Origin of the sequence: Kordiimonas sp. SCSIO 12610, assembly GCF_024398015.1 — a bacterium.
Classification (GTDB): Bacteria; Pseudomonadota; Alphaproteobacteria; order Sphingomonadales; family Kordiimonadaceae; genus CANLMI01.
The window spans coordinates 1,054,972-1,080,780 of the sequence record NZ_CP073747.1 but is presented as its reverse complement, the minus strand read 5'-3'; the positions used below and the strand labels follow the sequence as shown (position 1 = coordinate 1,080,780).

The 25,809-nt window shown below is 47.4% G+C and carries 18 protein-coding genes; 4 read left to right on the top strand and 14 right to left on the bottom strand.

Annotated features, from left to right (window positions below; all coding sequences use genetic code 11):
• Window positions 1–70: 70 nt before the first annotated feature.
• The 4 genes from KFF44_RS04950 to KFF44_RS04935 all read right to left on the bottom strand — a co-directional run bounded on the left by KFF44_RS04950 (window position 71) and on the right by KFF44_RS04935 (window position 5,392).
• Window positions 71–1,237, bottom strand: a complete 1,167-nt coding sequence (locus tag KFF44_RS04950; RefSeq protein WP_255937798.1) for a DUF805 domain-containing protein — start codon at window positions 1,235–1,237, stop codon at window positions 71–73.
• A 39-nt stretch (window positions 1,238–1,276) separates the two neighbouring features.
• Window positions 1,277–2,458, bottom strand: a complete 1,182-nt coding sequence (locus KFF44_RS04945) for a tetratricopeptide repeat protein (RefSeq protein WP_255937797.1) — start codon at window positions 2,456–2,458, stop codon at window positions 1,277–1,279.
• 43 nt (window positions 2,459–2,501) lie between these two features.
• The gene (locus KFF44_RS04940; protein ID WP_255937796.1) at window positions 2,502–4,430 is read right to left on the bottom strand and encodes a M61 family metallopeptidase; all 1,929 of its coding nucleotides are present in this window, start codon (window positions 4,428–4,430) and stop codon (window positions 2,502–2,504) included.
• A gap of 167 nt (window positions 4,431–4,597) precedes the next feature.
• The gene (locus KFF44_RS04935) at window positions 4,598–5,392 is read right to left on the bottom strand and encodes a lipopolysaccharide assembly protein LapB (protein ID WP_255937795.1); all 795 of its coding nucleotides are present in this window, start codon (window positions 5,390–5,392) and stop codon (window positions 4,598–4,600) included.
• A 150-nt stretch (window positions 5,393–5,542) separates the two neighbouring features.
• On the opposite strand from KFF44_RS04935, the gene KFF44_RS04930 reads away from it, so the two are divergent.
• The gene (locus KFF44_RS04930; protein WP_255937794.1) at window positions 5,543–6,301 is read left to right on the top strand and encodes a hypothetical protein; all 759 of its coding nucleotides are present in this window, start codon (window positions 5,543–5,545) and stop codon (window positions 6,299–6,301) included.
• A complete protein-coding gene (locus KFF44_RS04925) occupies window positions 6,298–7,032 on the top strand; it encodes a hypothetical protein (RefSeq protein ID WP_255937793.1) in 735 nt (244 codons plus the stop codon). Before KFF44_RS04930 ends, KFF44_RS04925 begins: the two co-directional genes overlap by 4 nt.
• A 99-nt stretch (window positions 7,033–7,131) precedes the next feature.
• Here KFF44_RS04925 and KFF44_RS04920 read toward each other — a convergent pair whose 3' ends face one another.
• Complete coding sequence (locus tag KFF44_RS04920) at window positions 7,132–7,665, bottom strand: DUF2141 domain-containing protein (protein WP_255937792.1); 534 nt, start codon at window positions 7,663–7,665, stop codon at window positions 7,132–7,134.
• 180 nt (window positions 7,666–7,845) lie between these two features.
• Between KFF44_RS04920 and KFF44_RS04915 the strand changes: the two genes are divergently transcribed.
• Window positions 7,846–8,463: a hypothetical protein gene (locus KFF44_RS04915; RefSeq protein ID WP_255937791.1), complete on the top strand. Its 618-nt coding sequence runs from the start codon at window positions 7,846–7,848 to the stop codon at window positions 8,461–8,463.
• Complete coding sequence (locus KFF44_RS04910) at window positions 8,456–8,764, top strand: transcriptional regulator (RefSeq protein WP_255937790.1); 309 nt, start codon at window positions 8,456–8,458, stop codon at window positions 8,762–8,764. The genes KFF44_RS04915 and KFF44_RS04910 overlap by 8 nt, the downstream gene beginning before the upstream one ends.
• 133 nt (window positions 8,765–8,897) lie before the next feature.
• Here KFF44_RS04910 and KFF44_RS04905 read toward each other — a convergent pair whose 3' ends face one another.
• The 9 genes from KFF44_RS04905 to KFF44_RS04865 all read right to left on the bottom strand — a co-directional run bounded on the left by KFF44_RS04905 (window position 8,898) and on the right by KFF44_RS04865 (window position 25,530).
• Complete coding sequence (locus KFF44_RS04905; protein WP_255937789.1) at window positions 8,898–9,488, bottom strand: PAS domain-containing protein; 591 nt, start codon at window positions 9,486–9,488, stop codon at window positions 8,898–8,900.
• Window positions 9,489–9,560: 72 nt separating this feature from the next.
• A complete protein-coding gene (locus tag KFF44_RS04900) occupies window positions 9,561–11,672 on the bottom strand; it encodes a capsular polysaccharide biosynthesis protein (protein ID WP_255937788.1) in 2,112 nt (703 codons plus the stop codon).
• A 179-nt stretch (window positions 11,673–11,851) separates the two neighbouring features.
• Window positions 11,852–12,520 carry a PEPxxWA-CTERM sorting domain-containing protein gene (locus KFF44_RS04895; protein ID WP_255937787.1) on the bottom strand — a complete coding sequence of 223 codons (669 nt, stop codon included), beginning with the start codon at window positions 12,518–12,520 and terminating at the stop codon, window positions 11,852–11,854.
• Window positions 12,521–12,840: 320 nt separating this feature from the next.
• Window positions 12,841–13,587 (bottom strand): 3-deoxy-manno-octulosonate cytidylyltransferase, encoded by a 747-nt coding sequence (gene kdsB, locus KFF44_RS04890; protein ID WP_255937786.1) that lies wholly within the window; start codon window positions 13,585–13,587, stop codon window positions 12,841–12,843.
• Window positions 13,588–13,643: 56 nt separating this feature from the next.
• On the bottom strand, window positions 13,644–14,150 hold the full coding sequence (locus tag KFF44_RS04885) for an HAD family hydrolase (protein ID WP_255937785.1): 507 nt from the start codon (window positions 14,148–14,150) through the stop codon (window positions 13,644–13,646).
• Between the two features lie 42 nt (window positions 14,151–14,192).
• Window positions 14,193–15,038: a 3-deoxy-8-phosphooctulonate synthase gene (gene kdsA, locus KFF44_RS04880; protein WP_370691143.1), complete on the bottom strand. Its 846-nt coding sequence runs from the start codon at window positions 15,036–15,038 to the stop codon at window positions 14,193–14,195.
• A 228-nt stretch (window positions 15,039–15,266) separates the two neighbouring features.
• Window positions 15,267–15,989: a 4'-phosphopantetheinyl transferase superfamily protein gene (locus KFF44_RS04875; RefSeq protein WP_255937782.1), complete on the bottom strand. Its 723-nt coding sequence runs from the start codon at window positions 15,987–15,989 to the stop codon at window positions 15,267–15,269.
• A 157-nt stretch (window positions 15,990–16,146) separates the two neighbouring features.
• Window positions 16,147–18,336, bottom strand: coding sequence for a calcium-binding protein (locus KFF44_RS04870; RefSeq protein WP_255937779.1), 2,190 nt, complete (start codon window positions 18,334–18,336; stop codon window positions 16,147–16,149).
• 45 nt (window positions 18,337–18,381) lie between these two features.
• On the bottom strand, window positions 18,382–25,530 hold the full coding sequence (locus tag KFF44_RS04865) for a M10 family metallopeptidase (protein WP_255937778.1): 7,149 nt from the start codon (window positions 25,528–25,530) through the stop codon (window positions 18,382–18,384).
• Window positions 25,531–25,809 lie beyond the last annotated feature (279 nt).

The window sequence follows — 25,809 nt, the reverse complement described above, 5'->3', positions numbered from 1 at the left end:
GGCCAGAAGAGGAAGATACAGGTAAAAGCAACTCAAAAAATGCAATGAATATTGAAATGGATATCACTGCTTATTCTGTTGCCCAATTCTTCAATAATTCTCTATTGTATTGTAACCTTTCACTATAGGGGACTTTATCGTCATCAAACCAAAAACTATACTCAGGCTCCTCATGAAAGACTTCAAGCAGGCTTTGTTTCAACATTAATACTCTCTGAGTATTACCAACAATGTTAATGGTATCTATATATGGGCCGACATTTTTCTCACACCGTGAAATGCCACAAAGCCAACCAGTTAGATCAGATACAATCTCTTCTTCAGCAAGGTCGCCAAGATGGTCACTATTTAAAAAGCAATTCATAGTTGCCAAAAGATACTTTCGAACAGCCTCAACCTCATCATCAGGCCACTCATCCCAATTCGCATAAACAAGCTTGCCTAGAATTATTTCGGGATCAATGTTTCGACAATAAACAGAAGAATTTATTTCCAATATTCTTGGTAAAAAATATTTAAAGTCTGGAATACTACCAACCGTATAAAAGACACTAAAGCTATATGAAAAAAGTAAGCTCTCAGATGTTTGCCTCAACTCTTGAGATAATAATTGGTCAATATCCTTACTATCCAAACAACAAGGGCATCCATCAATCTCTGTCGGTTTTGGGTACTTTGCAAATGACGAATATAGCCGATCAATCATTTCTGGTTTCAAAAGGGACGGCAAAATATCTCGATCCAAAGAAGCATTTTTTTCATCATTCGAATACTCACGCGGATTTATACCAAACCTGTTTTCTTCCTTTTCGCCGGGCCAGAAAAGGAAGATACAGGTAAAAGCAAAGGTAAACCCGTCCGCGATAGAGCCATTGAGGATAATCCCGCTCAAGACAAGCGGTACAAGGTAAAACACCTGCCACAGCCCGGAAATCCCCACATCCTGCAATCGCCGTGCATGGATACCAAGCGTCATCATCCCAACAAATATATTGAGGATAAGCAGTAAGATCACCAACTCACCGTCCAGAACCACACCAATCGCAATCGAAAGCAGGATGTAAGCGACCCATTTCGTCGCCCAAAGCGAGATAATATAAACCCAATATTCAAACCGCGTCGCGCGGCCCGAAAAATCAAACGCATGCCTAAGCGAGAAAACATAGCTTTTGAAAACGGGTGCCAAGACGCTTTCACCGCTTTTCTCAAATTCTAATGGGTCGGGTTTAAACTGCATAAGGTAAATTCAGTACTTTGCTTCAAATTGGTATCGGGCTTAGAATGCTATCACTTGCTTCAACTGACGTGCCAAACTACATCCTTCTTCCTTATCAAGCGCACAAGCTTTCTCATAATATTTTACTGCGAGTTCAGCATTACGAGAGAAATCATTATGCCCTATTTTATATGCGTGTCCTAAGTTCAAACACCCGAGTCCGTCCTTTAATGTGCAAGCTTTGTCCAGAAACTCCTGTGCCTTGAAAAAATCTTTCGCGACACCAACTCCGGTAGCGTATGCGGTACCAAGGTTTGTGCAAGAGGAGCTCTCTCCAAATGAGCAAGCTTTCTCATAATATTTATTGCTCTGCTCATAGTTTTTTTCGCCCAATGAACCTTCTCGGTAAATATGACCAAGATAAGCGCACCCTAATTTTTCCGAGAAACCACATGCAAAGTCAAAATACTTAACAGCTATTTGTTTTTCTTCCTGTGTCTTAGCTTGGGTGTAGAGAGCATTACCAAGAGCAAGACATGAAAAAACATGCCGCTGTTCCATGCATTTAGAATTCAAAATTTTAACAGCAGTCTTCGCATTTCCATATATCTCGGCTGGGTTTTCTTCTAACGCCGCAGCAAGATCACAAGATAAATCTCGGCCCAATTCACAAGCGATTTTGCTGTATTTTATGACTTTATCGACATTACGTTCAAAATCCTTATTGATATTGTATAGCTCAGCTACACTGTCGCAAGCAAATACCTGCCGCCGCTCACACGCTTTTTCAAGGTAAAACGCGGCATCAAATAGGTTTTTTATAACCCCCTCACCATACAAATACATATACCCAGCGTTTGCGCATCCAATCGCATTTTCGGCGTCCATATCACACGAACGAATATAGTAAATAAGCGCTTTGTCTTTATCTTCTTCGATGCCTTCACCGTTGCGATATTTGCCCGCCAGCCTATTACAGGCACGCCCACTTCCAAACAGCGAGCATGACTTTTCCAAAAGCTCAATCATTCTCGGCAGGTCTATTTCAACGCTTTTTCCCTTTTCATAGAGGGTCGCTAAAAACAGGCAAACCTGAACCTCATTACGGTCGCAGCGCGTATGTAACTGTGCAATCTCTTCGCTGCTCAACGGTGTATCGACAGTGATGGTATCCCCATCCTGTGCACCGGCACCTATGGTGAAGCTCAAAACTAAAAGTAACGCCGCTATAGTTTTCATCATATTACCCCCAATCATCATGAAACATCCATTGATCCGCTTCTTACTAGCTGTCTTTCCCCATCCATGCCTCGCGGAATTTCAGTTGCTTTTTGCTGGGTTTCCTGTCCGCATCTTCGAACATAACAAGCTCGACCGTTGGGTCGCTGGCAAAAGTGACCTCGGCGGTTTTGGCGGCGCCGCGCTGAAGGAAGCTGATTGTTACTGTGTCCCCGGGTGCATAGCGCCCAATCGCTTTATCAAGGTCGCCTTGCTTCCTGATTTTACGGCTACCGATTTTCAAAATCTCGTCCCCGCGCTCTAACCCTGCGGCGTACAAGGGTGTACCCTTAATCACATTACCACGAATTTCGCCGTCGCCGTTCAGGCGCACACGACCAAGGTAGGCTTTCCCCTCATTTTTCTTCTGGAATACGATCCCCGCGCGCTCAAAGAGGGACGCGAAATCCGGGAGGCCGCTATCGGCAATATAGTCTTTAAAAAAGGCGTCTGCGAACGCTTGGTCGCCTGTCACATGCGCCACCGCACCAATCAATGCATCAGGCGCGTATGGTTTTTCCGGCGCACCGTTTGTTTCCCACAATCGGCGCATCACATCATCAAGGCTTTTTCCTTTAAAACGTCCACGGATTTCAAGATCAAGGGCAAGGCCCACAATCGCGCCGTAAGGATAATAGCTCGTGAAAATATTGCTGTTGTTCGTCGGGTCAATCGAGGTTGCGGCATCCACAAATGCGGCCCGCAGGCTCATTTGCTGTGGGCCATCAAACTTGCGCCCTGCTGCGTTCACGATACCGTTCAATTGCCGCGACAGGCTGCTGATGTATTTTTTGGGCGTTTCCTCGCCTGCCCGCCGGATCGTAAGCGGCCCATAGTAGGATGTGAATCCCTCTGCGAGCCAAAGACTGGGCGTTGGGTTCGTACGCTCAAAATTAAAGGGTTCCAGTTCCTGCGGGCGCAGGCGCTCCACATTCCAGGCGTGGATAAATTCGTGGCTTAGGGTACCAAGCTGGCTGAAGTCACTATCATACAAGGAGCGCGAGCTTGTCAGGATAGTAGAGTTCCTGTGTTCCATCCCATCACCTGACACATGCGGCAGATAATCCGCGATAAAGGTATAGGTTTCATAGTCAAAATTGGGCACATCACCGAAGAGCTTGATTTGCTCAGCAACAACCGCCTTCGCCTTTTTGGCATACATATCCATATCGCGTGACGTACCATCATGATGCACTGCCAGCCGGATTGTGCGTTTCACACCGCCCAAATCCTCAACCTTCCATTCACGCAGGTCAAAATCGCTGAGTTCCGTGGGGCTATCCATAAAATACTGAAGGTTCGGTGCCTCAAACAAATATGGGTTACTGGTGGGGCGAAGCTGGGTCGCGACCTTCCAGCTTGGGTCCTCTGGCTTGAAAAGCACATCAATGGTGCGGTCTTCCATACCCTTGGCCCACATAAATGTGGCGGGCATATTCATGTGCGCGTGCGTCAGATCAATCTGGGTATAGGTTCCGTCGGCGCGGTCACCGAACAGGGTATAAGTTACCTTCACGGTGCCGCCGCGGTGCCCCGAAATGTTCCAGCTATAGGGGTCATCACGTGTGACCTTCAGGGGATTGCCCTTCGCGTCGGTCGCGGAAACCGCATAAACATTTTTGGCAAACTCATGGATTGCATAGCGCCCAGGGCTGGAGCGCGACATCCGAACCTCAAGCGGCCCATCGCCAACAGCCGCACCAACATCGCGGTAGGTTACAGTAATTTCTGCCTCATGATGGACAGCGTTTTTAAATGACACCTCATAGGAAATGGGGGCTCCGCCCGTTTCCTGCGCAGGCATGGTCGACGCAGCGGCCACATTAAAAGCCGTACTAGTTATTAGGCCAGTGGTTAGCGCTGCAGCCGCTGTGGATGACACCGCTTTTAACCGCAATGATTGTTTCAAACTGTTTTTCATAAGACGTTTTTTCATAACCCAATTTCCCACCCCGCAAGATCAAAGCGCTATCAATTTCAGCACCCTCATGCAGTGTCATAATTTTGATCAATTTCTATGGAACGTTAATCAAGGAACAGGAACAAGTCCAGCCCGGACACTAGAAATATCCGACCTCGCATAACACAATAAAAGCAAGTTGATTAGGACTTGCTCGCCTTTAAATTTTCATAGGCTAGGCGAACCTGCGTGAAACGTTTTTTGCTATCGGGTTCGAACGCGCATTTGTCCTCACTGCAATGTTTGGCAGCGATTTTATCAAGCGCGGTAATATGCTTGCCCGCTGTTTCCAGATCACCAGTTTTCATCGATGTCAGTGCATACTCAATTCGGGCATCGAGGTTATATTTATTGATTTTGAGCGCTCGTTTGAAGGACTGGATTGCTTCGTCATTTTTGTCCTGCCGCAGTTGGGCAACGCCCTTAACGAAAAAGAGCTGAGAAGCAGCACGACTTAGGCGCGCGAGCGGGATTGGCTGTGCAAAGGCACGGGCCTTTGCGCGCGGCGCAGAAGTGTAGGTATCGTCTTCATCAAATTTATCAGGCGCGAAGGAAAAGTTCCTGCCCTGATTAAATGTGAGGATATTTTCAACGCCTGTACGGCGGCGAACATCACGGTGTTGCTTCACTGCCAGCACATTAAATTTTTGCTCCGCAAGGGCATAATTACCGTCGTTAAAGGCTTTCATCCCGTCATGCAGGGTACCCCGAAGCCGTTCCAACAACCGATCACCTTCGATGATAAATTCTTCAATCGGCTGCTCGTCTGTCGGTAAGGGCTGAATTGTGTCCTGAACTGCTGACGCGCCATTATTTATAGCGGTGTTTTCAGTGGTGTTTTCAGAGATACCCGTAGCTGAGTCATCAAAGGCGGCTTCCGCGTAAACAGGCACAGACACCATAGTCGCTAACACAATGATCAATGCTGTTTTCGCCATGACACACTCCTTATCAACCTTTGATACCGCACTTTACCTGAACACCAAATGTATCAAAAAACAACTATAAGGTAAATGTTATGGATAGATTCAGCCTTGAATTTTAAATAAGTGATTGATTTCATTATATTGATATATTATAACATTATTATGAAATATCTATCCACATTACTATTGATTATCGTCTCAAGCATACATGTAAATGCTTGTATGTATTTTTCCGGTAATTATCTGAAAGTCTTTCAAAGCTTTGACACGATGATTGAAGGCACGGTGACGGCCGTTTACATTAATGGTGGCTTGGTCAGTACATATGCCGCGCAAAGAGAATTGGATAACATATATGATAGTGCCGATGTTTTGCTAAAGATCAGGCCCAGTAAGCTTTATTTTGGAACAAAACAGGACATCTATGAAATCAATTACAAGCATACAAAAACTGATACAATATGTAAGGAAGATCGGTTAGACTTTAACACCAAGTTGTGGGGGTTAGCCACTTCCACAGACGGTAGGTTACTTCATTTGGGATATTTTTCCCGATTAGCAGCTTCTATGCTCAGTGTCATAGCAAGTTATCAAACAAAACTCCTAGAATATAAAAGTAATAACACCGTATCCGACCCTTACGTTACCGCCGTGCAATCAGACATAAAAGATGCTCAAGCAATTCTTGATGGTGATTTTGAAAACCCATACCGTCATTTTATGCGCTCACAGGCTGAATTGAATGAATTTCCCGCCGAACTCTTGAAAATCCGTCATGATTTGATGTTAACACTCAATATCCATGATCAAACAATACTCACTTATGCTGCAATGGTGCATGAACCGATAAATAGTTCCACCCTAAAACAACCACTTCCCCTCTCTTTGCCGCAGAAAGCATCAGGAGAACCAGAGCAATGAGAAAGTATCTGACCTCCCTGCTTATCTTATTGATGACAAACGTAAATGCGGATGCCTGTTCTTATTTTAGGCCGTCTCCTAAAGAAGCGTACGAATATTTATCCATACTTTTCGATGGTGATGTTTGGGCGGTTTACATTGATGACAAACAAATTCCGCTTTCGATTCTTGATGAGTATCAAATGGATTATACCAGAAGCCATGAAATCAAAATCAAGATTAAGCCTACCAAGTTTTATCAGGGACCAAAAAGTAAATTTGTGACGTTGATCAACAAGGTTAGCTTTGAAACCAGTTGCACGAACGAAGTTTATATTCCAACCCAACTCAAAAACTCCACATGGGGTGGAGTTATGGGAAAAGACGGCCGCTACCATACAGGCACCTATGCACGCATAAATGCAAACATAGCCGTTGATATGATTAAGCGCACAAATGAGTATGCAGATATTTTAATGGATTTAAGCCGTTCTTCATCCTCGATCATATCTGACATTGTCGATCTTGAGGTACTGGCTATTGATAGCGTTTTAAAAGCTGAAACCAATATCATAGAAAAAAACTTCAATCGCCGCCAGATTGATTTGGAGATGCTCCCCATTAATATTCTGGAAGTCCGACAAAACCTCATGAATGCACTAAATCTCCCAAACGAAGCCCTTAAAACACAAACTGCTATGACTAGCAAAGACACGCCGACAGATCATCGCATTAGAAGATCGCCTAGATAAAATGAACCCAGACAGAAATAACCCCGACACAATCATGCCGGGGTTATATTTTCTGCTGAAAACAAAAAGCACTTGCTTCTGTCTTTGTGAAATCGCCGCTTAGTCCTTCGGATAATGCATATTCACAGTTTCACGGCTACCCTTCGCGGATACAGTGATTTTCACATCATCAAAGGTTGGCGGTGCCTGAAGGTTTTGATTGCCGCTGTTGCCCCAACCATCAAGCGGTAGGTATCCCTGCATGGTAAACTGCCCATCATTATCGCTGTCGTGCCAAACACTGATCGCATATTCACCCGCTGGCACATCGTAAACATAGGTGTGGTCCCCCGCCTTCAGGCCTTTATAGATACCGCCCGCACCTGCATTCCATTTCTGATAATTTTCGCGTTTTTGAACGGCCACATACATGGGGCCCGCCTTTTCTTGCACACCCTTTAGGGTAACGCTGAGCTTCACGGTGGTTGCATCTCCCCAGGAATTTTTGATGGTTTTTACGCTGGCTGTCGTGCCCTCGGGCACAGATTTTATGGCCTCTATTGTTGGTGTCGAAGGTGTAGCGGGTGCTACTGCGATAGAAACAGCGGCACAGATCGGTAGGGCGATTGTTGTTAACGTTGAAAATAAGGTCATAGTTTTCTCTTTCATCGCTGTGGCCGCTCGGTTGCTTATTTTTATGCGATTGGCCAGTTCATATTCTATTTTTTTAAATAGGTTTGCATTTCAAACCTATTGACATATATAATCAACTAAGTTTGAAATACAAACTAATTTTTAAATAAAGTGAAAAATACCAGAAACGACGGAGGTACCATGAATAAAGAACAGTTATTGAATGATCTGGATTTCGCAGCCTCGCTTGCGAAAGACGGTGCAAACACCCCCTTACTTGGAGGACGTATTGGCCTGATGTGGGGAATTTTATTATCCATCACCTTTATAGCGCAGTGGGCAATCCTATCGGGAACATTACCGATTGACCCGAAGAACCTATTATTCCTGTGGATCGGGTTTGCGCTTGTTGGGAGTGGCGGCAGCCTTATTCTTAACCGCCAAATCGCAGACGTAGACGGCGCACGTTCCACCATCAACCGCGTTGAAAAATATGTTTGGATGATGTTCGCCATGATGATCAATACCATCTTTGTCGGGCTTATTTTAAACATCGCCTTCTTTGACGGCACGCCCATAGTGTTTGGCTTTATGGTGGCTGCGGGGTTCGCGGGCCAGGGCCTTGCGTACGGCCTCGTTGCCATTATCGCAGATATTAAATGGTTAAAACTGGTGTCATTAATGAGTTTCATCATGGCAGCAACCTGCTTTGCGCTTTATAATACAATCCTTGTCTATCTGATCGGCGGGATCGCAAGTCTGATCACGATTGTTGTCCCGTCCCTCTATTGCATGAAGGCAGAACAAACCAATGGCTGAAACAGAGGATAATACATCCTCGATCGAGGATATTGATGATACAATCCATGGCCGCCTGAGGCTTGGGGTTATGGCCTATCTGTCGGTCGTGAACCCTGCGAGCTTCCCTGAATTGATCAGGAAAACAGGCACTACCCACGGCAACCTTTCAACCCACCTGACGAAGCTGGAAGCTGCTGGCTATATTCGTCAGGAAAAGGGGTATAAGGGCAAACGGCCCCAAACGCTCGTGCATATGACCGAGGAAGGCCGGAAAGCCTGGATTCAGTATCTGGAGGCAATGAGGGCGCTTCTGGGTTAAATCGTCTCTGGGCTAAATAATGAAACAGGCTTCAGGGCTTTAAAGATAATATATCAGCGGTGTCCGATTTAGGGCCGCTGATGCAAAAACATTTCACTGTGGGATAAAGCAATTGGAATGTTAATTTATATTACTATTGAAGGGCGCCTTCCGGCAAACCAAAGCCAATATCCTTATAGCGGGAGCATACAAACCGTGAGTGTTCAACGCCGTCGCAGTACTGAGTTACCTCCTTATCGAAACGCGTGCTCGGGATAACAATACCAAGCGCAATCCGGTGCCCTGTTGTTGTGCCATATAGCGGTAGGCTGTAGCACACATAGTCGATCACCAGATCGGCCTTTGAAAAATATATCCAGCGGCTTTCCTCTGCGCAGGGGCCAGCAAACAATGTATCAAAATAAGCTTCCAAAGCGCCCGGAAATTTACGGGTGAAATTCTGGATATGCTCGCTTGAAATGAAGGAAGATCGTTCTGTAACCTCAAGGCCCGTCCCCTTATGGCGCAAATGAAATGTGCCGTCGGGGCGCTGCTCGGTCATGTAAACATAACGCAGGATTTTCTTTAACTCACCGGGATGGAACTGAGAACGGGAGGGAATTTTATCCTGTTCAGCATAAAGCGCACGCCAATAGCTCAGTAATGACTGAAAAACTTCGACCCCATACTCATACCTTGGGTTTCCTTCAAGCTTGGCATCTTTTAAAAATGTAAGTTCAGTCATAAACTTATCTTTGCATTTATAAATTAATCAAGACAACAATAAAGTATACCATAACCAAACACGTAAATTCACTTACCCCAATATCCCCTCAAGAAGATACTTAGCCTTGCGGGTCCAACGCCCCAGGAAAGCAAACATGCCCCGCCGTTCAATCCCGCCGTTTGCCCGAGCCTTAGCCTCGCGCGCGATAATCGCAACGAGGGCTTCTGCGCTCGTTTGTGCCCCGCGTCTGTCCCAATCCACATAACGCGCGTAAACGCACAAAAGCGCGTAAACAAGGCCGCTCAGCGGAACAGCTTTCCCGCGCGCGCGCTTAAATCGTGCATCCTCGCACACATCATCCGTTAACCCCCAGCCCGCATAAAAGGGCATCCCGTACGTAATAACGGGCACGCCGCGCAAAAGGGCCTCAAATCCCGTAAGGCTGGTCATGGTGTGCACGCTATCCACCGCGTCTAGACAATCAATGATATCGGCGTCGGTCACCACCTCATCGACACAAATATCAAGGACTTTATCGGGAACAGCCCCTTCCCTATTGCCGCTAACCACATCCGGATGCGGTTTATAGATAATATACGCGCCCTGTGTTTTATGGTCATTCGCGGCCTTGCCATATGCGGCCTTAATGAGCGCCGCATTTGTATAGACATCGGGCGATCCGAACTTGAGGGAGGCATCGCCCTCCACCTGACCGGGAACAAGAATGATATGCTTACCCCCCGCTTTCGCACGGAAATCAAGAACGCCACGTTCGCCCACATTATATTTGGACAGACGTGTTTCCAGAAGCGCATTCGTAAGCCCGCGCCCACGCAGCAACTCCCGCTCGGAAAAGTCATGCGCAGACAGGAACTGTTCCAGATCGCTGGCGGCGCTACCGTCATAATAAATCCCCGCGCGGTCGAGCACCAGTGATGAGGGCCGCCTCAGGTCGCTACCGAGCCCGACAGAGCGTAAAAACCCGTCTTCCATACGCCAAACGGGGACAGTTTCAGGAATACCCGCCGCCTCAGCATCATGCTTTCGCCCCCACAGCACAACCGTATCACCCGGCTTGAACGCAAATTCCTTAAGGGCCGAGGGGCCAATGAATTTAACTGAGCGAACCCCAGCGCCCAAAAACTTCGGGATAAATCCCCGCTTCCACAGCGAAAATCCAACCGCAAGCACACGCTTTGCTTGCGGGCGGGCGACCGCTTTCTCTGCGATCAGATGATCAAGGATATCCTCCACCTCAACCCGCTTGCCAGTAAACGGGTCCACATAACGCGCATATTTAATGAAGGCCGCAGCGACCAGCTCCTCAAGGGTGATTTTGCGCTTACGGCGCAGGCACAGGATTTTATCCTTCGTCAGCCCCCACCCCGCATAAAAAGGCATCCCGAAACAGGTAATAGGCTTACCCGCAACGAGGCCCTCCAACCCCATCTGGGATGTGACCACATAGACATGATCAACCGCCTGCATCAAAGCCTGCGGGTTGCAATCATCCCCGACAAACAAAATCCGTTCATTGGATTTAAACGCCTTATCACGCGGGTTCAAATGCCCCTTTTTCTTGCCCAAAATCACATCTGGGTGGGTTTTGATAAGTATCAGGCTATCAGGGTGGTCCTCAAGCGCTGCATCCAGCATTTTCTGAAAGCTACCTGCGTCCGCAAGGCCAAGCTCGATTGATTTATCGCCGAAAGTTTGATCAACCACGAGCACCTTGGACCGGGCATCAGCATTGAGCGTTGCCTTTAGCGCGCTTGGCAGGTCAAAACCCGCATGATTATATTTGCTGATCCGATATTTACGGAGGCTTTCAATGATAAAATGCGCCCGCGATTTCAATTCCGGTGTCATCCAGCCACCGCGCGACAACATGGCCTCAATATCACTGGGGCCTGTGGCGTCATAATATATACCGCGCCGATCCCCGACCATCGACATACGCCGTGCGTCGATCACAGGATGGTTCATGTACCCCAGAAACCCATCCTCCAGATGCAGGTATGGGAGTTTATTCTCGCTCGCGAACTCACGGGCCTTCAGGGTATTTTCCTTCATACCCCAACCAACAATCAGGTCATCATTGCCAGCACCCTTGAAGCCAAGGCGAACAGGCATACCAAGGAATGCCTCTATCCCGTTCCCCTTTAAAATACCGTTTGATACTGTGCGTGCTGTCCGCGTCATACTGCTGCCTGAAAGCCATAATTTTCAACCACACGCTTGTTTGAAGTATCAAGCCTGTGCGGATACGACCGTAACTATAACGAAATGAGTTATCCCTTGCTACGGGTTTTCACAAACCCAATAAAAAACCCCGGCAAAACCGGGGTTCTGATATACTACCATCATGTCCGATGGTTTATTCAGGCTACTAACGCACGTTTTTGACTGCGACGAAGCGCAAACCCTGATATTGCAAAACCAAAAATCATCATCAACCATGTGGCGGGTTCTGGGACTGCGGAAGGCGTAGACAATGTTACGTTGGAAAAGCTGGCTCCCCCCTGCGATGTAGCCAAGGTTCCTGAACCCTGCCTTGGCTCTTGATCTACAAAACGAGTAAGCTGGCCTAAATCTGTACCTGAGAGAGAGGTGATTGGCTGTTCAAACGCCAAAACAATCAATATAAAATCTAATTCTGGCACGCTAAGATTTTCAAAAGCCAGTATGTTTAATTGATCAGTATCGAAACGGCCAGTCGAATTTCGATCAATTATATCGAACACATTGTTCTGTGAAGCATTACCTGAATACGAAGCAGACAAAGCCCCAATATTTAGTGAAAAACTAGTATATTCATACCTTGCAACAGCATCGCCGAAACTATCAATAGAAGATGAGGTTGCTGATCCAATAATATCAATTGTAATTTCACCGTCAAATCGCCCAGTTAAACTAGAAAACCCTGCAGCCTGCGCTAACCCCGCAGTCTGGAATGTGATATCCCCTTCAAAAGTAAATGTTTGAGCTTGTGCATTTACCATCCTTCCAAACAAAAGTACTGCAAACAAGGTTAGGATTAGCTTTTTCAATGGTATTCCCAATCATTTTTACTAAGCGTTAATATACATACCTAAAAATTAAGGCTTATTTAGCAGCTAACAAATTGGGCATGAAGTGTCAACTTATGCAAAACTACAGAAAGAACTTCTAATGGAGAGGGGGTACCATATTGTACAGATCAAGATCATACATCAAACTCCAAGGTTTCGCCTGCGAATGTACCCTGCAAGGGATAAAATAGCGCTTAATAAAGCAGCAAAAGAATTTTGCACGGTTTTCTAATCGAACTAACTCTATACAAATCACCAAGACAGGTACTTATGTAATTCAACCGAGTGTAATTGTCCTTTTAATGAACAAAAATAGCTCGCACTGCTTCCAAATCCTCTGGCGTATCGACGCCTGCGGGTGGGGCCTTGGATAGGCACTCAATCATAATCGTCATACTGTTATGAAGCGCCCGAAGTTGCTCCAGACTTTCAAGCGTTTCCATCGGTGCGGGCGGCAAACCGGCCAGTGTTCTCAGCGCCTTTACGCGGTAGGCATAAATACCGATATGGCGAAAATATGGGGTATTGTTGCCAAGCTTTGCAGTTCCATCGCGGTCATAGGGGATTGGTGCCCTCGAAAAATAAAGCGCCTTACCAGATTTATCCATCACGGCCTTCACCGCATTGGGGTTATTGACCTCGGCCATATCCGCAATCGGGCATGCGGCGGTTGCCATATGGGCGCTTGGGTGGCGGTCCAAACATTCGCCAACCTGTTTGATCAAGGTGGGGGGAATTAGGGGCTCATCCCCTTGCACATTGATGATAATCTCATCATCCGTCCATTGCATAGCATCCGCAACTTCGGCAATCCGGTCAGTGCCTGAGACATGATCGGCGCGCGTCATCACCGCGTTACCGCCCATAGCCTTCACCGCATCCATAATCCGCGTATCATCCGCCGCCACATAGACGTCATCCGGGCGCTCGAATGCCTTCACTGCCTGTTCCCAAACCCGCACAATCATCGGTTTACCCGCAATATCCGCGAGCGGCTTGCCGGGCAAACGTGTGGACGCATAACGGGACGGAATGACAATTTTCATGGATTAATGCTCTTTGATAAAAAGTGTTAAGCCTAAAAGGTTAAGGACAAAGGGATTTACCGATCCATAAACTCGATCAACCGATGCCCTGCAAGACCCGCAATATGCTCGCAGGCTTCGCGCACGGCGCCCTTTCCGCCCTCTTTCAGAGTTACAAAATTGGCTACGGCCTTCACCTCGGCCACCCCGTTTTGGGGCGCGATCGCATAGCCCGAATATTTCATCACTCCAAGGTCAATCAGATCATCGCCCATAAACGCAACCTCCGACCGGTCAATCCGGTGGCTTTGGCAAATATCCTTCAAGGCCTCAACCTTATTCGCGCATTTAAGCCATACCTCGGTAATCCCGAGGTCGGACAGGCGTTTCTCAAGCGGTTTGCTCTCGCGCCCGGAAATAACCGCAAGCTGCACCCCTGATTTTCCAAGCAGTTTAAGCCCAAGCCCATCCTGAACATTGAAGGCTTTTAACTCTTCACCCAAATCCGTATAGAAAATTGTACCGTCGGTTAAAACACCGTCCACATCCATCACAAACAGGCTGATTTTTCGGGGGGCTGGCATTGCGAATTCCTTATTCTTTAAACCTATTTTGGGGCAAAAACCTTAATCAATATCCAGTTTCGGCATGGATTTCACCAGATCATCAATCGCCTTCATTTGACTAAGGTATCCCTCCAACTGATCAAGCGGCAACGCACACGGGCCGTCGCATTTCGCTTCCTCAGGGTTCGGGTGTGCTTCGATAAACAGCCCTGCGATCCCAAGCGCCATACCGGAACGCGCGAGCTCTGCCGCCTGTGCGCGCCTGCCACCTGCGCTATCCGCACGCCCACCCGGACGCTGAAGTGCGTGGGTCGCATCAAAAACAACCGGGGCCAAGGATTTCATATCATCCATACCAAGCATATCAACAATCAGGTTATTATAGCCATAACAGCTTCCGCGTTCGCAGAGCATGATGTTTTCATTGCCGCACTCAAGGAACTTGCGGATAATATGCGCCATTTCAAACGGGGCTAAAAACTGGGGTTTTTTGATATTGATAATCGCGTCTGTTTTCGCCATCGCGGTCACGAGATCGGTCTGCCGCGCGAGGAAGGCCGGAAGCTGGATAACATCCGCAACCTCCGCCACAGGCGCTGCCTGATGGGGCTCGTGAACATCGGTGATCACCGGCACCCCGTATTTGGATTTGATATCGCTTAATATCGCAAGGCCCTTTTCCATCCCCGGCCCGCGAAACGAATGAATGGAAGACCTGTTTGCCTTATCAAAGGACGCCTTGAACACATAGGGAATGTTTAGTTTGTCGGTCACAGCCTTATAGTGCGCCGCGATTTCAAGCGCCAGTTCGTGACTTTCAAGCACATTCATACCGCCAAACAAAACAAATGGTTTATCGTTGGCGGCCACAACATCCGGCGCAATAGAGATAGTTTGGCGGTTCACAAGATCACTCATCGACGATAGATTTCCCTGAATTTTATTCGGTATTTATGGTTTTGTTCTTTGTTCACATGCATGGTCAAAAGTCTGCATTTTTTTATAGGATCAACAGCGCGCTATTTTATGCCAATTTCATTGACGATAGTGCCCATGCGCCTGATCCAATATTATATAACAAGGTTTTGGGGGCGAAAATCAACACCCTATTTGCAGTGCGCGACATTATCTTACTCAAGTTTCATAAGAAAGGTCTGTTATCATTTGGATCGCTTGCGCTTGGCCCTTCACTGCCACGCCGAACATCAGTCCAGTATCCTTGAAATTATATGTTTTGAGGGAAATATCCTTGTCGCCCAGCGGCGTGGTTCCTTTCAAGGCCCCACCACCCTGCGTCAGGGCGATTTCAAGGCCGTGCAAATACGGTAATAGCTTGCCGTCTTCCAGTTTCACCAGGGCTTCCGCAAAAGTCCAATATTTGAAAAACGCGTCTGTCGCCTCCGCCCCCGACAGGCCGTTTAAAACAGCGCGGTTTTTTGGGTGGAAATGCCGATCGGAAATTCGCCGCCAGTTAACGGTGCGGTTTCTGTTATCAAGGTCTATCCCAATAGGGGCGTCCCCAACCGCCACCGCGACATAAGCGGTTTCACCCACATTCGTATGACTGACAGAGAAATATGGTTGCCCCACATCTTGGTCAAACGCACCCGTTTCCGGTTCCCTATTCAGGATCACACGACCAGCCCCCTCCTGCATCAAGGGAACATCACGCGGGTCTATGCCTAATTTTTGACCAAGCATGGACCGAAGCGTTAACCGCCCGGTCACAAAGGCCGCCCTGTTGTCCGCGTGCATGGTGTTCAGGCGTTCAATTTCAAATGGCGCAAGCGGACTATCGCCGCTGAGGGCAACTTGGGCACACTCAGGGTTTGCTTTTTTGACAGTAATTGAAATCAAAACCAACCCTTTGTCATTTGAGCAACTCTTGTCATTTGGCGTGATATGAAATGCTGGTCATAGCATATGCGACCTGATCAGCATAATAGGGGCCAAGCCTTTGCTCAACCCCCAAACACAGTATCGATGACCATAAAGCCCCAATCAGAACGCAGATTTAGAAAACAATATTAATGCTGGCGAGGTCTGCCGTTGTAAGGCCCTCGAGGAAGATGCTGTCGCCCGTGCCTGTGTCTATGAGCAACCCTGCGACACCGCCCTGTGTGGTGTTGGATGCCGCCGATTGCACGCTCGCGAGGTCGGTGAAATCGGTTTCTGTGCCATTCAGGTCAAGCGTGTCCTCTGCGGTATTAAAATCAGTGATCGTGTCGTTACCGTTGCCGTCAAAGAAGGCGAAGGTATCTGCCCCCGAACCACCCGTGAACAGATCATCATCACCGCCGCCATAAATGGTGTCATTACCAGCACCGCCGTCAACGGTGTCAACCGCACCGCCAGAAAACAGTTCGTCATCGCCGTCGCCGCCATTCACAAGGTCACGCCCGCCGGAGGAGAAGATGGTATCATTACCGTCGCCGCCATTGATCACATCATTGAAGCCAGTGTCTGTTCCGTCACCGCGCCCGCCATAGAAGGTATCATCACCGTCACCGCCATTGAGCGTATCATCGCCCAAACCGCCACCGATGGTGTCATTGCCAGACGCCCCGATCACCAGATCAGCACCTGAGCCAGCATAAAGGGTGTTGGCTTCGGTTCCCGTGGTTACGGCTTCACCGTCATCATAACTGCCATCACCTGAGGTATCATCAAAACCACCACCAAGGAGGGTGTCATCGCCGTCACCGCCGAAGATTGTATCCCGGTCATCAAGGCCAGTGTCACCAACGCCGAGCCCGCTCAGGCTCGTGCTGGATGCACCGTCACCAACAAGAAGATCATTACCGCCACCACCGCCGAGCGTATCCCGGCCCTCGCCGCCCACAAATACGTCATCACCCATATCGCCCGCGCCCGCGAATATTTGATCATCACCTATATTACCGAGAGCTATATCGTTATCCAGGCCGCCTGAGATGAAGTCATTACCATCTCCCCCAGCTAATGTATCATGGCCGTTATCTCCTCGGAGCGTATCATTCCCAGCAAGTCCATCAAGACTATCATCACCATCTCCGCCGGTCAAAAAGTCGCCGACATTGCCACCGATAACTTCATCATCGCCGTTACTACCCCCTAAGGAATTAAACCTCGATGTTGCACCAACAAGTGTGTCACCAAATGGAGAACCGATAACAAGTTCAACACTCTCAAACGTATCACCTTCAGCATTTCCACCTGAAGATATGCCTGATTGCAGATTAACATTTATTGCTTCATTTGATCCAAGATAAGATATTAAGTCACTCCCTGAACCACCATCATAAGTATCTGCACCGTCACTGGATAGAAAAGTGTCATTCCCCGCGCCACCATTTATTATATCGTCGCCGTCTCCCCCATCAATAGCGTCATTGCCCGAGCCTCCTATGAGGGTATCATTACCATTCCCACCTCTTAACGTATCACTACCATCACCACCCGAAATACTATCTGCCCCTTGTTCACCCTCTAGGCTATCTCTCCCACTACCTCCGTCAATCGTGTCATCGTCCATACCGCCAAACACAATATCATCATTACTTCCTGCAAATATAAAATCTGCACCGCCTAGTCCCTCAATAGCATCTTCACCGTCGTCACCAAACAGCCTATCAGCATCATTCGAGCCTATTAAAGTGTCATTACCATCGAAACCTTCAAGCTGGCCATTGAACGAGAAAAGTCGATCGTCACCATCTGTGCCATTTTGATTAGTATCCTCAAGAGGGCGCAAAACAATAAATGCTGAGGCCTGAGAACGTGCTATAATAATATCACGCCCTGCTAATCCACGGAATGTGATTGTACTCAAAACTATGGAACTCGTACTCACTGCAGGGAGTATCTCAAGTATTAGATCATCCCCATCTTCACGCAAAACAACCCTGTCACTGCTATGCGCATTTAGGCTGTTAAACTGAAGCACATCTTCTGTTGAAAAATCCTCAATGACGACATTACGGAAGAAGCGGCTAATAATTTGATCAGCTCCAGTTCCAAGTGTAATATTTTTTTGCTGATCAGTTGAAAATCCACTGCCAAAAACAGTATCTACGAAGATAACATCATCACCAGAGCCTGCATTAATCGTATCTCTTCCTGCTCCCGCATCTATAGTATCATTACCTGACCCAGCGTTAATTATATCACTGTCATCTGTCCCCAGAATTTCATCGTCACCATTCGTACCATTAATAGTTGCCATACTTTCAGCCCCAATTCTTATTTGTTATCGTTAGAATATTGGTTTTTAAAATACTATATTGATGCTCGATAGGTCGTCTGTTGTGAGGCCCTGTAGGAAAATGCTGTCGCCGTCACCTGTGATAATGAGCAATCCGGCCACACCGCCTTGTGTCGCGTTGGATGCCGCAGCCGCGACGCTTGCAAGGTCCGTAAAGTCGGTTGAGGTACCTTCCAGGTCAAGGGTGTCTTCTCTGAGATCAAAATCAGTGACCGTGTCATTACCGTTTCCACCAAAGAAGGCAAAAGTGTCGGCGTCCGCACCGCCCGTGAACAGATCATCACCGCCGCCGCCATAGATGGTGTCATTGCCAGCACCGCCGTCAACCGTATCAACCGCACCGCCAGAAAACAGTAAATCGTCGCCCGCACCACCGTTCACGCTATCGCGGCCACCCGATGCAAATACGATATCATCACCGTCGCCTGCGTTGATCACATCATTAAATCCATCATCAGGGACATCACCTTTACCACCGTAGAAGGTATCATTGCCCGCACCGCCATTTAGCGTATCATCGCCCGTACCACCGCCAATGGTGTCATTACCAGACGCCCCGATCACAAGATCAGCGCCCGTGCCCGCATATAGTGTATTTGCCGCCGTACCGGACATAACCTCTTCACCTGGGTCATAATAGCCATTATCGGTAATATCTGCGAAACCACCACCAAGAAGCGTATCATCGCCTGCACCGCCGTATATCGTATCCCGGTAATCAAGGAATACACTACCAGCGTCTATTCCATTTAGAAGGTCCGACCGCGCGCTATCGTGAACACCATCACCGACGAGCAGATCATTACCGCCGCCGCCGCCAAGTGTATCATTCCCTTCGCCGCCGATGAATACGTCATTACCCATGTCACCCGGGCCTGCAAAAACAGCGTCGTTACCTGTACCTGCGGTCACGGTATCATCACCCGTACCACCAGAGACGAAATCGTTACCCGTTCCTGCATCAATCCTGTCATCACCCGCGCCTCCGCGCACCGTATCAACACCGTCACCGCCCGCAAGACTATCATTTCCGTCGCCGCCATTAACGGTATCATTCCCGCCACCGCCATCAAGCGTATCGTCAGCGTCGGTCCCGGAAACGGGATCGCTGGTAGAGGAAGGCCGATTGACTACCCCCGGGTTAGAACCGGGCTCAGGCTGGGTTTGCCCGACAAAAATAAAGTTGGCAGAGTTAAGGTCGTTCAACGTGATATTTTCAATGGTGATCGAGCTTGCGATACCGGTATCAATGATAACATTACCACCCTCTTCACGTGCATTCGCAAGAATATCGGCCATACTTCTGAATTCAATAGATAGGGCAGAAACATCCAGAATATCGTTCGACGCGAAATCAGTGATTGTATCGTTACCATGATCATCAGCAAACTCGAACAAATCCTCATCGTCACCACCAGAGAGGATATCATCCCCTGTGCCACCATTCAGGATATCTTCGCCGATACCACCGTCTAAGCTATCGTCACCGGCTCCGCCAGTGAGGGTATCATTACCCGCCATAGCGGTTAACCTGTTCGCAACCTGATTGCCAATCAGATTATCGTCACCAAGTGCGCCCGTTGCATTCTCGATCACCGTGTCATCGGTGATAAAAACAGTAAATTGCTCAGTAGTGCCGGAAGAATATGTAATTGTGGTCCCAACATCACTCCATGTGCCAGGAGTAAGATTAAGTGTAACCCCTCTGTCGCCAGTAACAGACAGGGTATCATCCCCGCCATAATCCCAAATCGTGAGATAATGCCGTTCTGACTGGTCAAAGTTATAGGTTTCGTCACCCGCAGTTGTTACGGTATCAACACCGTACAGATATTGCAGCGCCTTGATATCAAGCGACATGAAGGTTTGCGGGGCCAGATCAGCAGTACCAAAATGCGTGGATGACGGTGTGTAACTTAGAACCGTATATTCATGGCTATCCAGATTGTTTGGTAAAGTAAGTCCTGAGCCCCTGGCGTCAAACGGATGCTTTAATCCAAGCGCGTGCCCAAGTTCATGCAAGAGGACAAAATCAAAATTATAGGCGTCTTCTGCTAAACTACCGTCAACAAGCCAGATATCGCTTATGCGGGCATCATTGCTATCTGAGATCGGAACATAAGCAAAAGCGAGCGCATGATGGCCGTCTGTCGTCCATGCAGCCCGAATGGTTCCAGCATTTGCACCTGTATCTGCCACTTCTGTAAAGGATGCATTTGTAAATTCTGCAACCGAGGCTAAGGCACCGCGGAACAGATCCTTCGCACTATCTGACAAAGCCTGAAAGCCCTGATAGGGTTCGCTATCAAGCGGATAGGTAACGGGAGAGAATTCACTGTCTGCGCCCGGGAAACTGAATGAAATATCCACGGTTCCCGTTTCATCAGCCACATAGCCATAACCGTAAAGCAATGAATCAATTTCATGGACACCGCTAAAGCCGATAAACTCGATTGGATCTTCCGATGTAATGGTACTGCCGTCTTCTATTTCAGCGACACTTAGCGTGAAATCGCCAGACGTTCCATTAAACCCGATAGCGTCAAAGCTATAGGTGCCGCTCTCGCTAGGCGTGAATACAAATTGTGTCTGCCCATCATGCGACCTGGGGTTAAAATAGATGGTGTTACCTTCACTATCGGTAAAATTTCTGAAGACCGGCAAAAAGGCGTCATCAGGGTCAGCAGTACTGGCCTCAAGCGTAAAGGTATAGCTAACTCCCGCTACAAGGTCGACCGTGTAGTTATCTGTGTCACCAGCAAAATCAATGGTGCCATTAACGCTTCCATCAACTGCGACCGTTCCGCCGTCAATGGTTTCAGACAGGGCTTCCACCAACAGATCGAAAGTCCCGACATTGTTACCAAACTTACTACCGACATCAAAGGATACAGTGCCCGAAGTCTCCGCTGTGAACACATATTCAACTGTATTATCATCGTCAAATTGCCCGAAAGACTGAGTGACGATCCGGTCATCATTTTCGTCACGGAATTGATAAATCCGCGTTTCGACTGTATCGCTTGTTGTTAGGGTAACCCTATAGCTAACACCGGCCTCAACCTCAAACTGGTAGCGATCTTCATCGCCTTCAAAGTCAAGCTCACCGCTTTCACTTTGCCCAAGTGTCAAGGTGCCCCCTGTGCTATTTTCATCCACGACATCAGCGATAACCGTGAACGTACCCCCATCACTGCCGAACTGACTTACATCAAAGAAAATCGATCCGGTCTCTTCTGCATAAATCAAAATCTCACGCGTATCGTCATCAGAATAGTCAGAAATTGTCCGACGGGTGACATAATTGCCATCACTGTCTATAACAGATCCTATTATTGGGTTCGTAAAATCGTCGCTTTGAACGATAACCCTGTATACCTGACCTCCTATTACTGATAATTCATAGGTATCGCTGTCTGAGGCAAAGTCCAATTCCCCTTCCACAGCTTGTCCAAGCGTTAAAATCCCACCGTCTATTGTGTCTTGAAGTTCGTCAACTACGATATCGAAGGTCCCGGCATCAATAGAGTTTGATGCCGCAACCTCAAGCGTATATTCCCCAGATGTTTCCGCAGTAAACTGTAGCTCGAGCCTACCATCATTGTTGTTCGAATTAATAAAGGTAGGCGAAATACGTTCACCATTTTCATCAACAAGCGAGACCAAGTTAAAGTCAGAGATTTCATCGCTTGTCAGCAATATGCTATAGCTAGACCCCTCTGTGACAGTGAAGCGATAGCTATCATGGTCGGTGACAAAGTCAAAAGACCCTTCTTCAGATTGACCAAGCGTTAAAACGCCGCCAGTGTTGGCTTCAGGAACTGTTTCAACGGATACTGAGAAATCGCCGCCTACAACGTTATCTTGCCCTACAATCGAAAAGCTGATTGTTCCCGTTTGCTCGGGCGCGATAATTATTGAAGTATTCCCATCTGAGCTATCAAAAATGCTATGAATAACGCCGCCGTCAGCGTCAATAACATTACTGATGTAAGGGGCTCTCGCTAAATCACTATTGAGGGTAATACGATATACAACACCAGCTTCGACATCGAGGGTAAACTCATCCTCGTCTCCAGCATAATCAATGACACCATCAACAGTTTGGTCAACCGCAATCGCACCGCCTTCATTGCTTTCAAAGAATTCTTCTAACTGAACCGAGAAAGCACCAAATTCGGCAGAGCGGCCGCTAGAGACTTCGAATTGAAATTGACCGCTGGTATCCGCGGTAAACACGACTTCATATATGCCGTCATCAAAATCTGGGTTGAAGACACTACGTGAAACAAAGTTGCCATCAGGATCTCTGACACGGAAAACACTCGGCGAAGTAAAATCATCGCTTGTAACGATAATCCGGTATGTTTGCCCTGCAACAAGATCAGCCGTAAATGTATCAGCATCCCCCTCATAATCAAGGACACCGTTTGCAGTTCCATCAACACTGATTGGGGTTTGATCCGTAGTGTCAACCAAGGCATCAACCGTTATATCAACATCGCCTGTCTCAAAAGATCGATGACTTCCATCTTGTAATATTAGCGAATAGGTCTCGGTTGCCGTTGCAGTGAAAACAACTTCATAGTGACCATCGCCGTATTCACCGTTAAATGACAGAACCCCAATTGAATTATTCGACCCGGTGCGTACAAGAACCCTGGGATCTGAAATATCATCACTATCGATCGTGATCCGATATGTCTGTCCTTCAACCACATCGATGGAAAACTGATCTTGGTCTCCAACATAATCAATGGTCGCCGTAAATGTTTCCCCTTCCGTCAGGGTTGCATCGTCATTCAGTTCAATGATTTCATCAACAAGAATATCAAACTGCCCGGTATCATTGCTATATCGGTTGTTAATATTCAGCGAATAAGTGCCTGTTGAAGTGGCGGTAAACAAAACCTCGACCTGCCCATCACCAGAAGCTTCATCAATAACGTTGGTGGAAACCCGACTTCCAAATTCATCCACAAGGCTTTCGAGATGAATATTATCAAGGGTATCACTATTGAGCGTGATCCGGTATAGCTGTCCTTCAACCACATCAATCGTAAATATGTCAGAGTCTCTCGGAAAATCAATGGTCCCCGTGACCGCATCCCCGAAGCTTAGGGCCGAGCCATTGCTGGCTTCATCCACATCTTCAACACGAATTTCAAAGAAACCAGTGGATATATCATAGCGATATTCATCGCCCACAGTCAGGTTGTAAACACCTGTTGTATGGGCCGTGAAGATAACCTCTACATATCCATCAAATCTGTTATCATCAATAGATATCTGGGAAACACTGCTGCCATCCCCTTCGACTGAAATCGAGCGCAGATCAATATCACTAATATCCGGGCTGGAGATTATGACACGGTATGATTGACCGGCAATGACATTGACTGAATATACATCCTGGTCGCCGTTAAAATCGAGCCGGCCGAGCCCCGTTACATTTAGAGGGAGTTCACCCCCGTCCCCACCTTCGACGACTTCCGTCGCCAAAGCGCGGAAAGTGCCCGTATCATTACGGTAACCAGAATTGACTTCAAATGTGTATACCCCACTCGAAACCGCCTCAAAGATAACCTCTCTTCCGTTCTCAACATCCCGACTACCAATGAGCGAGACCGGAATTCCTTCTTCATTCAAAAGTCTGGCAAAACTTAAACTATCAACATCGTCACTAGTTAACAGAATACTATATTTCCGGCCTGCCTCCACATTGAGTGAAAGCTGATCAAAGTCAGCTTCAAAATCAAGCGATCCTGTAAATGTCTGACCTAAATTAAGGCTGCCGCCTGTGCTCGCTTCATCAAGTTCACGCAGTTGAACGGTAAAAGCACCCCCTAAGGTAACATCATATGAAGCATCAGCCGTTACACTGTAGGTCCCGGTTGATAGGGCAGTAAAATTAATAACATGTCCATCATCAGTTGACTGTGAATAAACCCCTCTACCATGTAGGCTATTGCCTTCCTCATTCAAAATATTGAATAACCTGATGGTGTTGAGATCTTCACTTGAGACAACTATCGAGTACGCCTGCCCCTCGACAACATCGAATGTGAACACATCGCTATCGCGGGTGAAATCAATTTGTCCCGCAACCGTATCGTTGACCGCAATATGTGCCCCGTCGCTTACTTCCTCGATTTGCTCAGCTTCAATTTGGAAGGTTCCTGTTTCCTCACCCCAAGATCCGCCAGCAACATCAAAACTAACCGTATCCGATGCCACCGCTTCGAAAATCAACTCATATCCGCCGTCATGTGCGCGAGAGCTGATCGCTCTGATAAAATCACCCGAACTGTCAAGAAGGCTGTTAATCTCCAATCTGGAAATATCGTCTCCACTTACAAAAACCCTGTAGATCTCTCCTTCTACAACATCAAGCGTATACGTATCTTCATCGCCTCTGTGATCGAGAATTCCGTCGGTGCTTTGCCCCAATGTCAGTTGTTCACCATCAGATACTTCGACAAGTTCCTCGAAAGAAACGGTATAATCACCCGTGCTGCTGGAATAATCTCTACCGAAATCAAAGCTATAGGTCCCTGTGCTCGTGGCAGTGAACGTATACTCATAGAAGGCCTGATCCCCTTCATCCCGTATAAGCCCAGAGAAATCGGTATAAACCCGGCTTCCATCTTCATCGCGCAAGGTATTGATGCTTAGATAATTCAAATCATCACTAGCGATCCTGAAGCGATAGGATTGACCTTCCGTTACATCAAAACTGTATATGTCAACGTCGCCCTCATAATCGATAGTTCCCGTTAAGGTTTCACCGTCAGCGATCAAACCGCCATCGTTAACCTCAACCAGCTCATTCACCATAAGTTCGAATGTGCCGGTGTTTGTCCCAAACGACCGTGACCCAACCTGAATAAAATATGTTCCGGTTGTTTCAGGTGTAAAAAGCAGTCGATTGTCATAACGTTCAGAAGCAATCAGCCTACCACTATCCGACAAAACCCCATGTACGATAGGGGTGCCAAGCGTAATGCCATTGATCAGAAATTCGTAGGTAACACCCGCGGTTAAGGTAACACGGTAGGCATCAACATCATTCGATGTATCGATGGTGCCTGTAACACTGCCATCTACAGTGACAACACCTGTGGTATCTATACCGCTCGAGATTGTATCAGTCATGACGATCCCCCAATCTGACACTTGCAATTACTCTGTTCTGCAAAGGTCCATTCACCAATTAAACGCCTGGCGTCACCTTCACAGAAGATTCACGAAAACGTGATTAATAAAGTGTTAACAAATTTGGCATCGGAATGCCACTGAAAAAATACAACCATGACACCTTTATCCTTAAATCAAAACGATCATGGAAATTGGGTAACTTCTCGCAAAAAGTATTTAAAAACCGGAATGAAAGCCGAAAATCCGACTTCCTTATGAGATATCGGATCTCTGTTT

Excerpts from the sequence above, each read along its gene's own strand:
- KFF44_RS04950 (WP_255937798.1), bottom strand. The coding sequence starts at position 1,237 with ATGCAGTTTAAACCCGACCCATTAGAATTTGAGAAAAGCGGTGAAAGC.
- KFF44_RS04945 (WP_255937797.1), bottom strand. The coding sequence starts at position 2,458 with ATGATGAAAACTATAGCGGCGTTACTTTTAGTTTTGAGCTTCACCATA.
- KFF44_RS04940 (WP_255937796.1), bottom strand. The coding sequence starts at position 4,430 with ATGAAAAAACGTCTTATGAAAAACAGTTTGAAACAATCATTGCGGTTA.
- KFF44_RS04935 (WP_255937795.1), bottom strand. The coding sequence starts at position 5,392 with ATGGCGAAAACAGCATTGATCATTGTGTTAGCGACTATGGTGTCTGTG.
- KFF44_RS04930 (WP_255937794.1), top strand. The coding sequence starts at position 5,543 with ATGAAATATCTATCCACATTACTATTGATTATCGTCTCAAGCATACAT.
- KFF44_RS04925 (WP_255937793.1), top strand. The coding sequence starts at position 6,298 with ATGAGAAAGTATCTGACCTCCCTGCTTATCTTATTGATGACAAACGTA.
- KFF44_RS04920 (WP_255937792.1), bottom strand. The coding sequence starts at position 7,665 with ATGACCTTATTTTCAACGTTAACAACAATCGCCCTACCGATCTGTGCC.
- KFF44_RS04915 (WP_255937791.1), top strand. The coding sequence starts at position 7,846 with ATGAATAAAGAACAGTTATTGAATGATCTGGATTTCGCAGCCTCGCTT.
- KFF44_RS04910 (WP_255937790.1), top strand. The coding sequence starts at position 8,456 with ATGGCTGAAACAGAGGATAATACATCCTCGATCGAGGATATTGATGAT.
- KFF44_RS04905 (WP_255937789.1), bottom strand. The coding sequence starts at position 9,488 with ATGACTGAACTTACATTTTTAAAAGATGCCAAGCTTGAAGGAAACCCA.
- KFF44_RS04900 (WP_255937788.1), bottom strand. The coding sequence starts at position 11,672 with ATGACGCGGACAGCACGCACAGTATCAAACGGTATTTTAAAGGGGAAC.
- kdsB (WP_255937786.1), bottom strand. The coding sequence starts at position 13,587 with ATGAAAATTGTCATTCCGTCCCGTTATGCGTCCACACGTTTGCCCGGC.
- KFF44_RS04885 (WP_255937785.1), bottom strand. The coding sequence starts at position 14,150 with ATGCCAGCCCCCCGAAAAATCAGCCTGTTTGTGATGGATGTGGACGGT.
- KFF44_RS04870 (WP_255937779.1), bottom strand. The coding sequence starts at position 18,336 with ATGGCAACTATTAATGGTACGAATGGTGACGATGAAATTCTGGGGACA.
- KFF44_RS04865 (WP_255937778.1), bottom strand. The coding sequence starts at position 25,530 with ATGACTGATACAATCTCGAGCGGTATAGATACCACAGGTGTTGTCACT.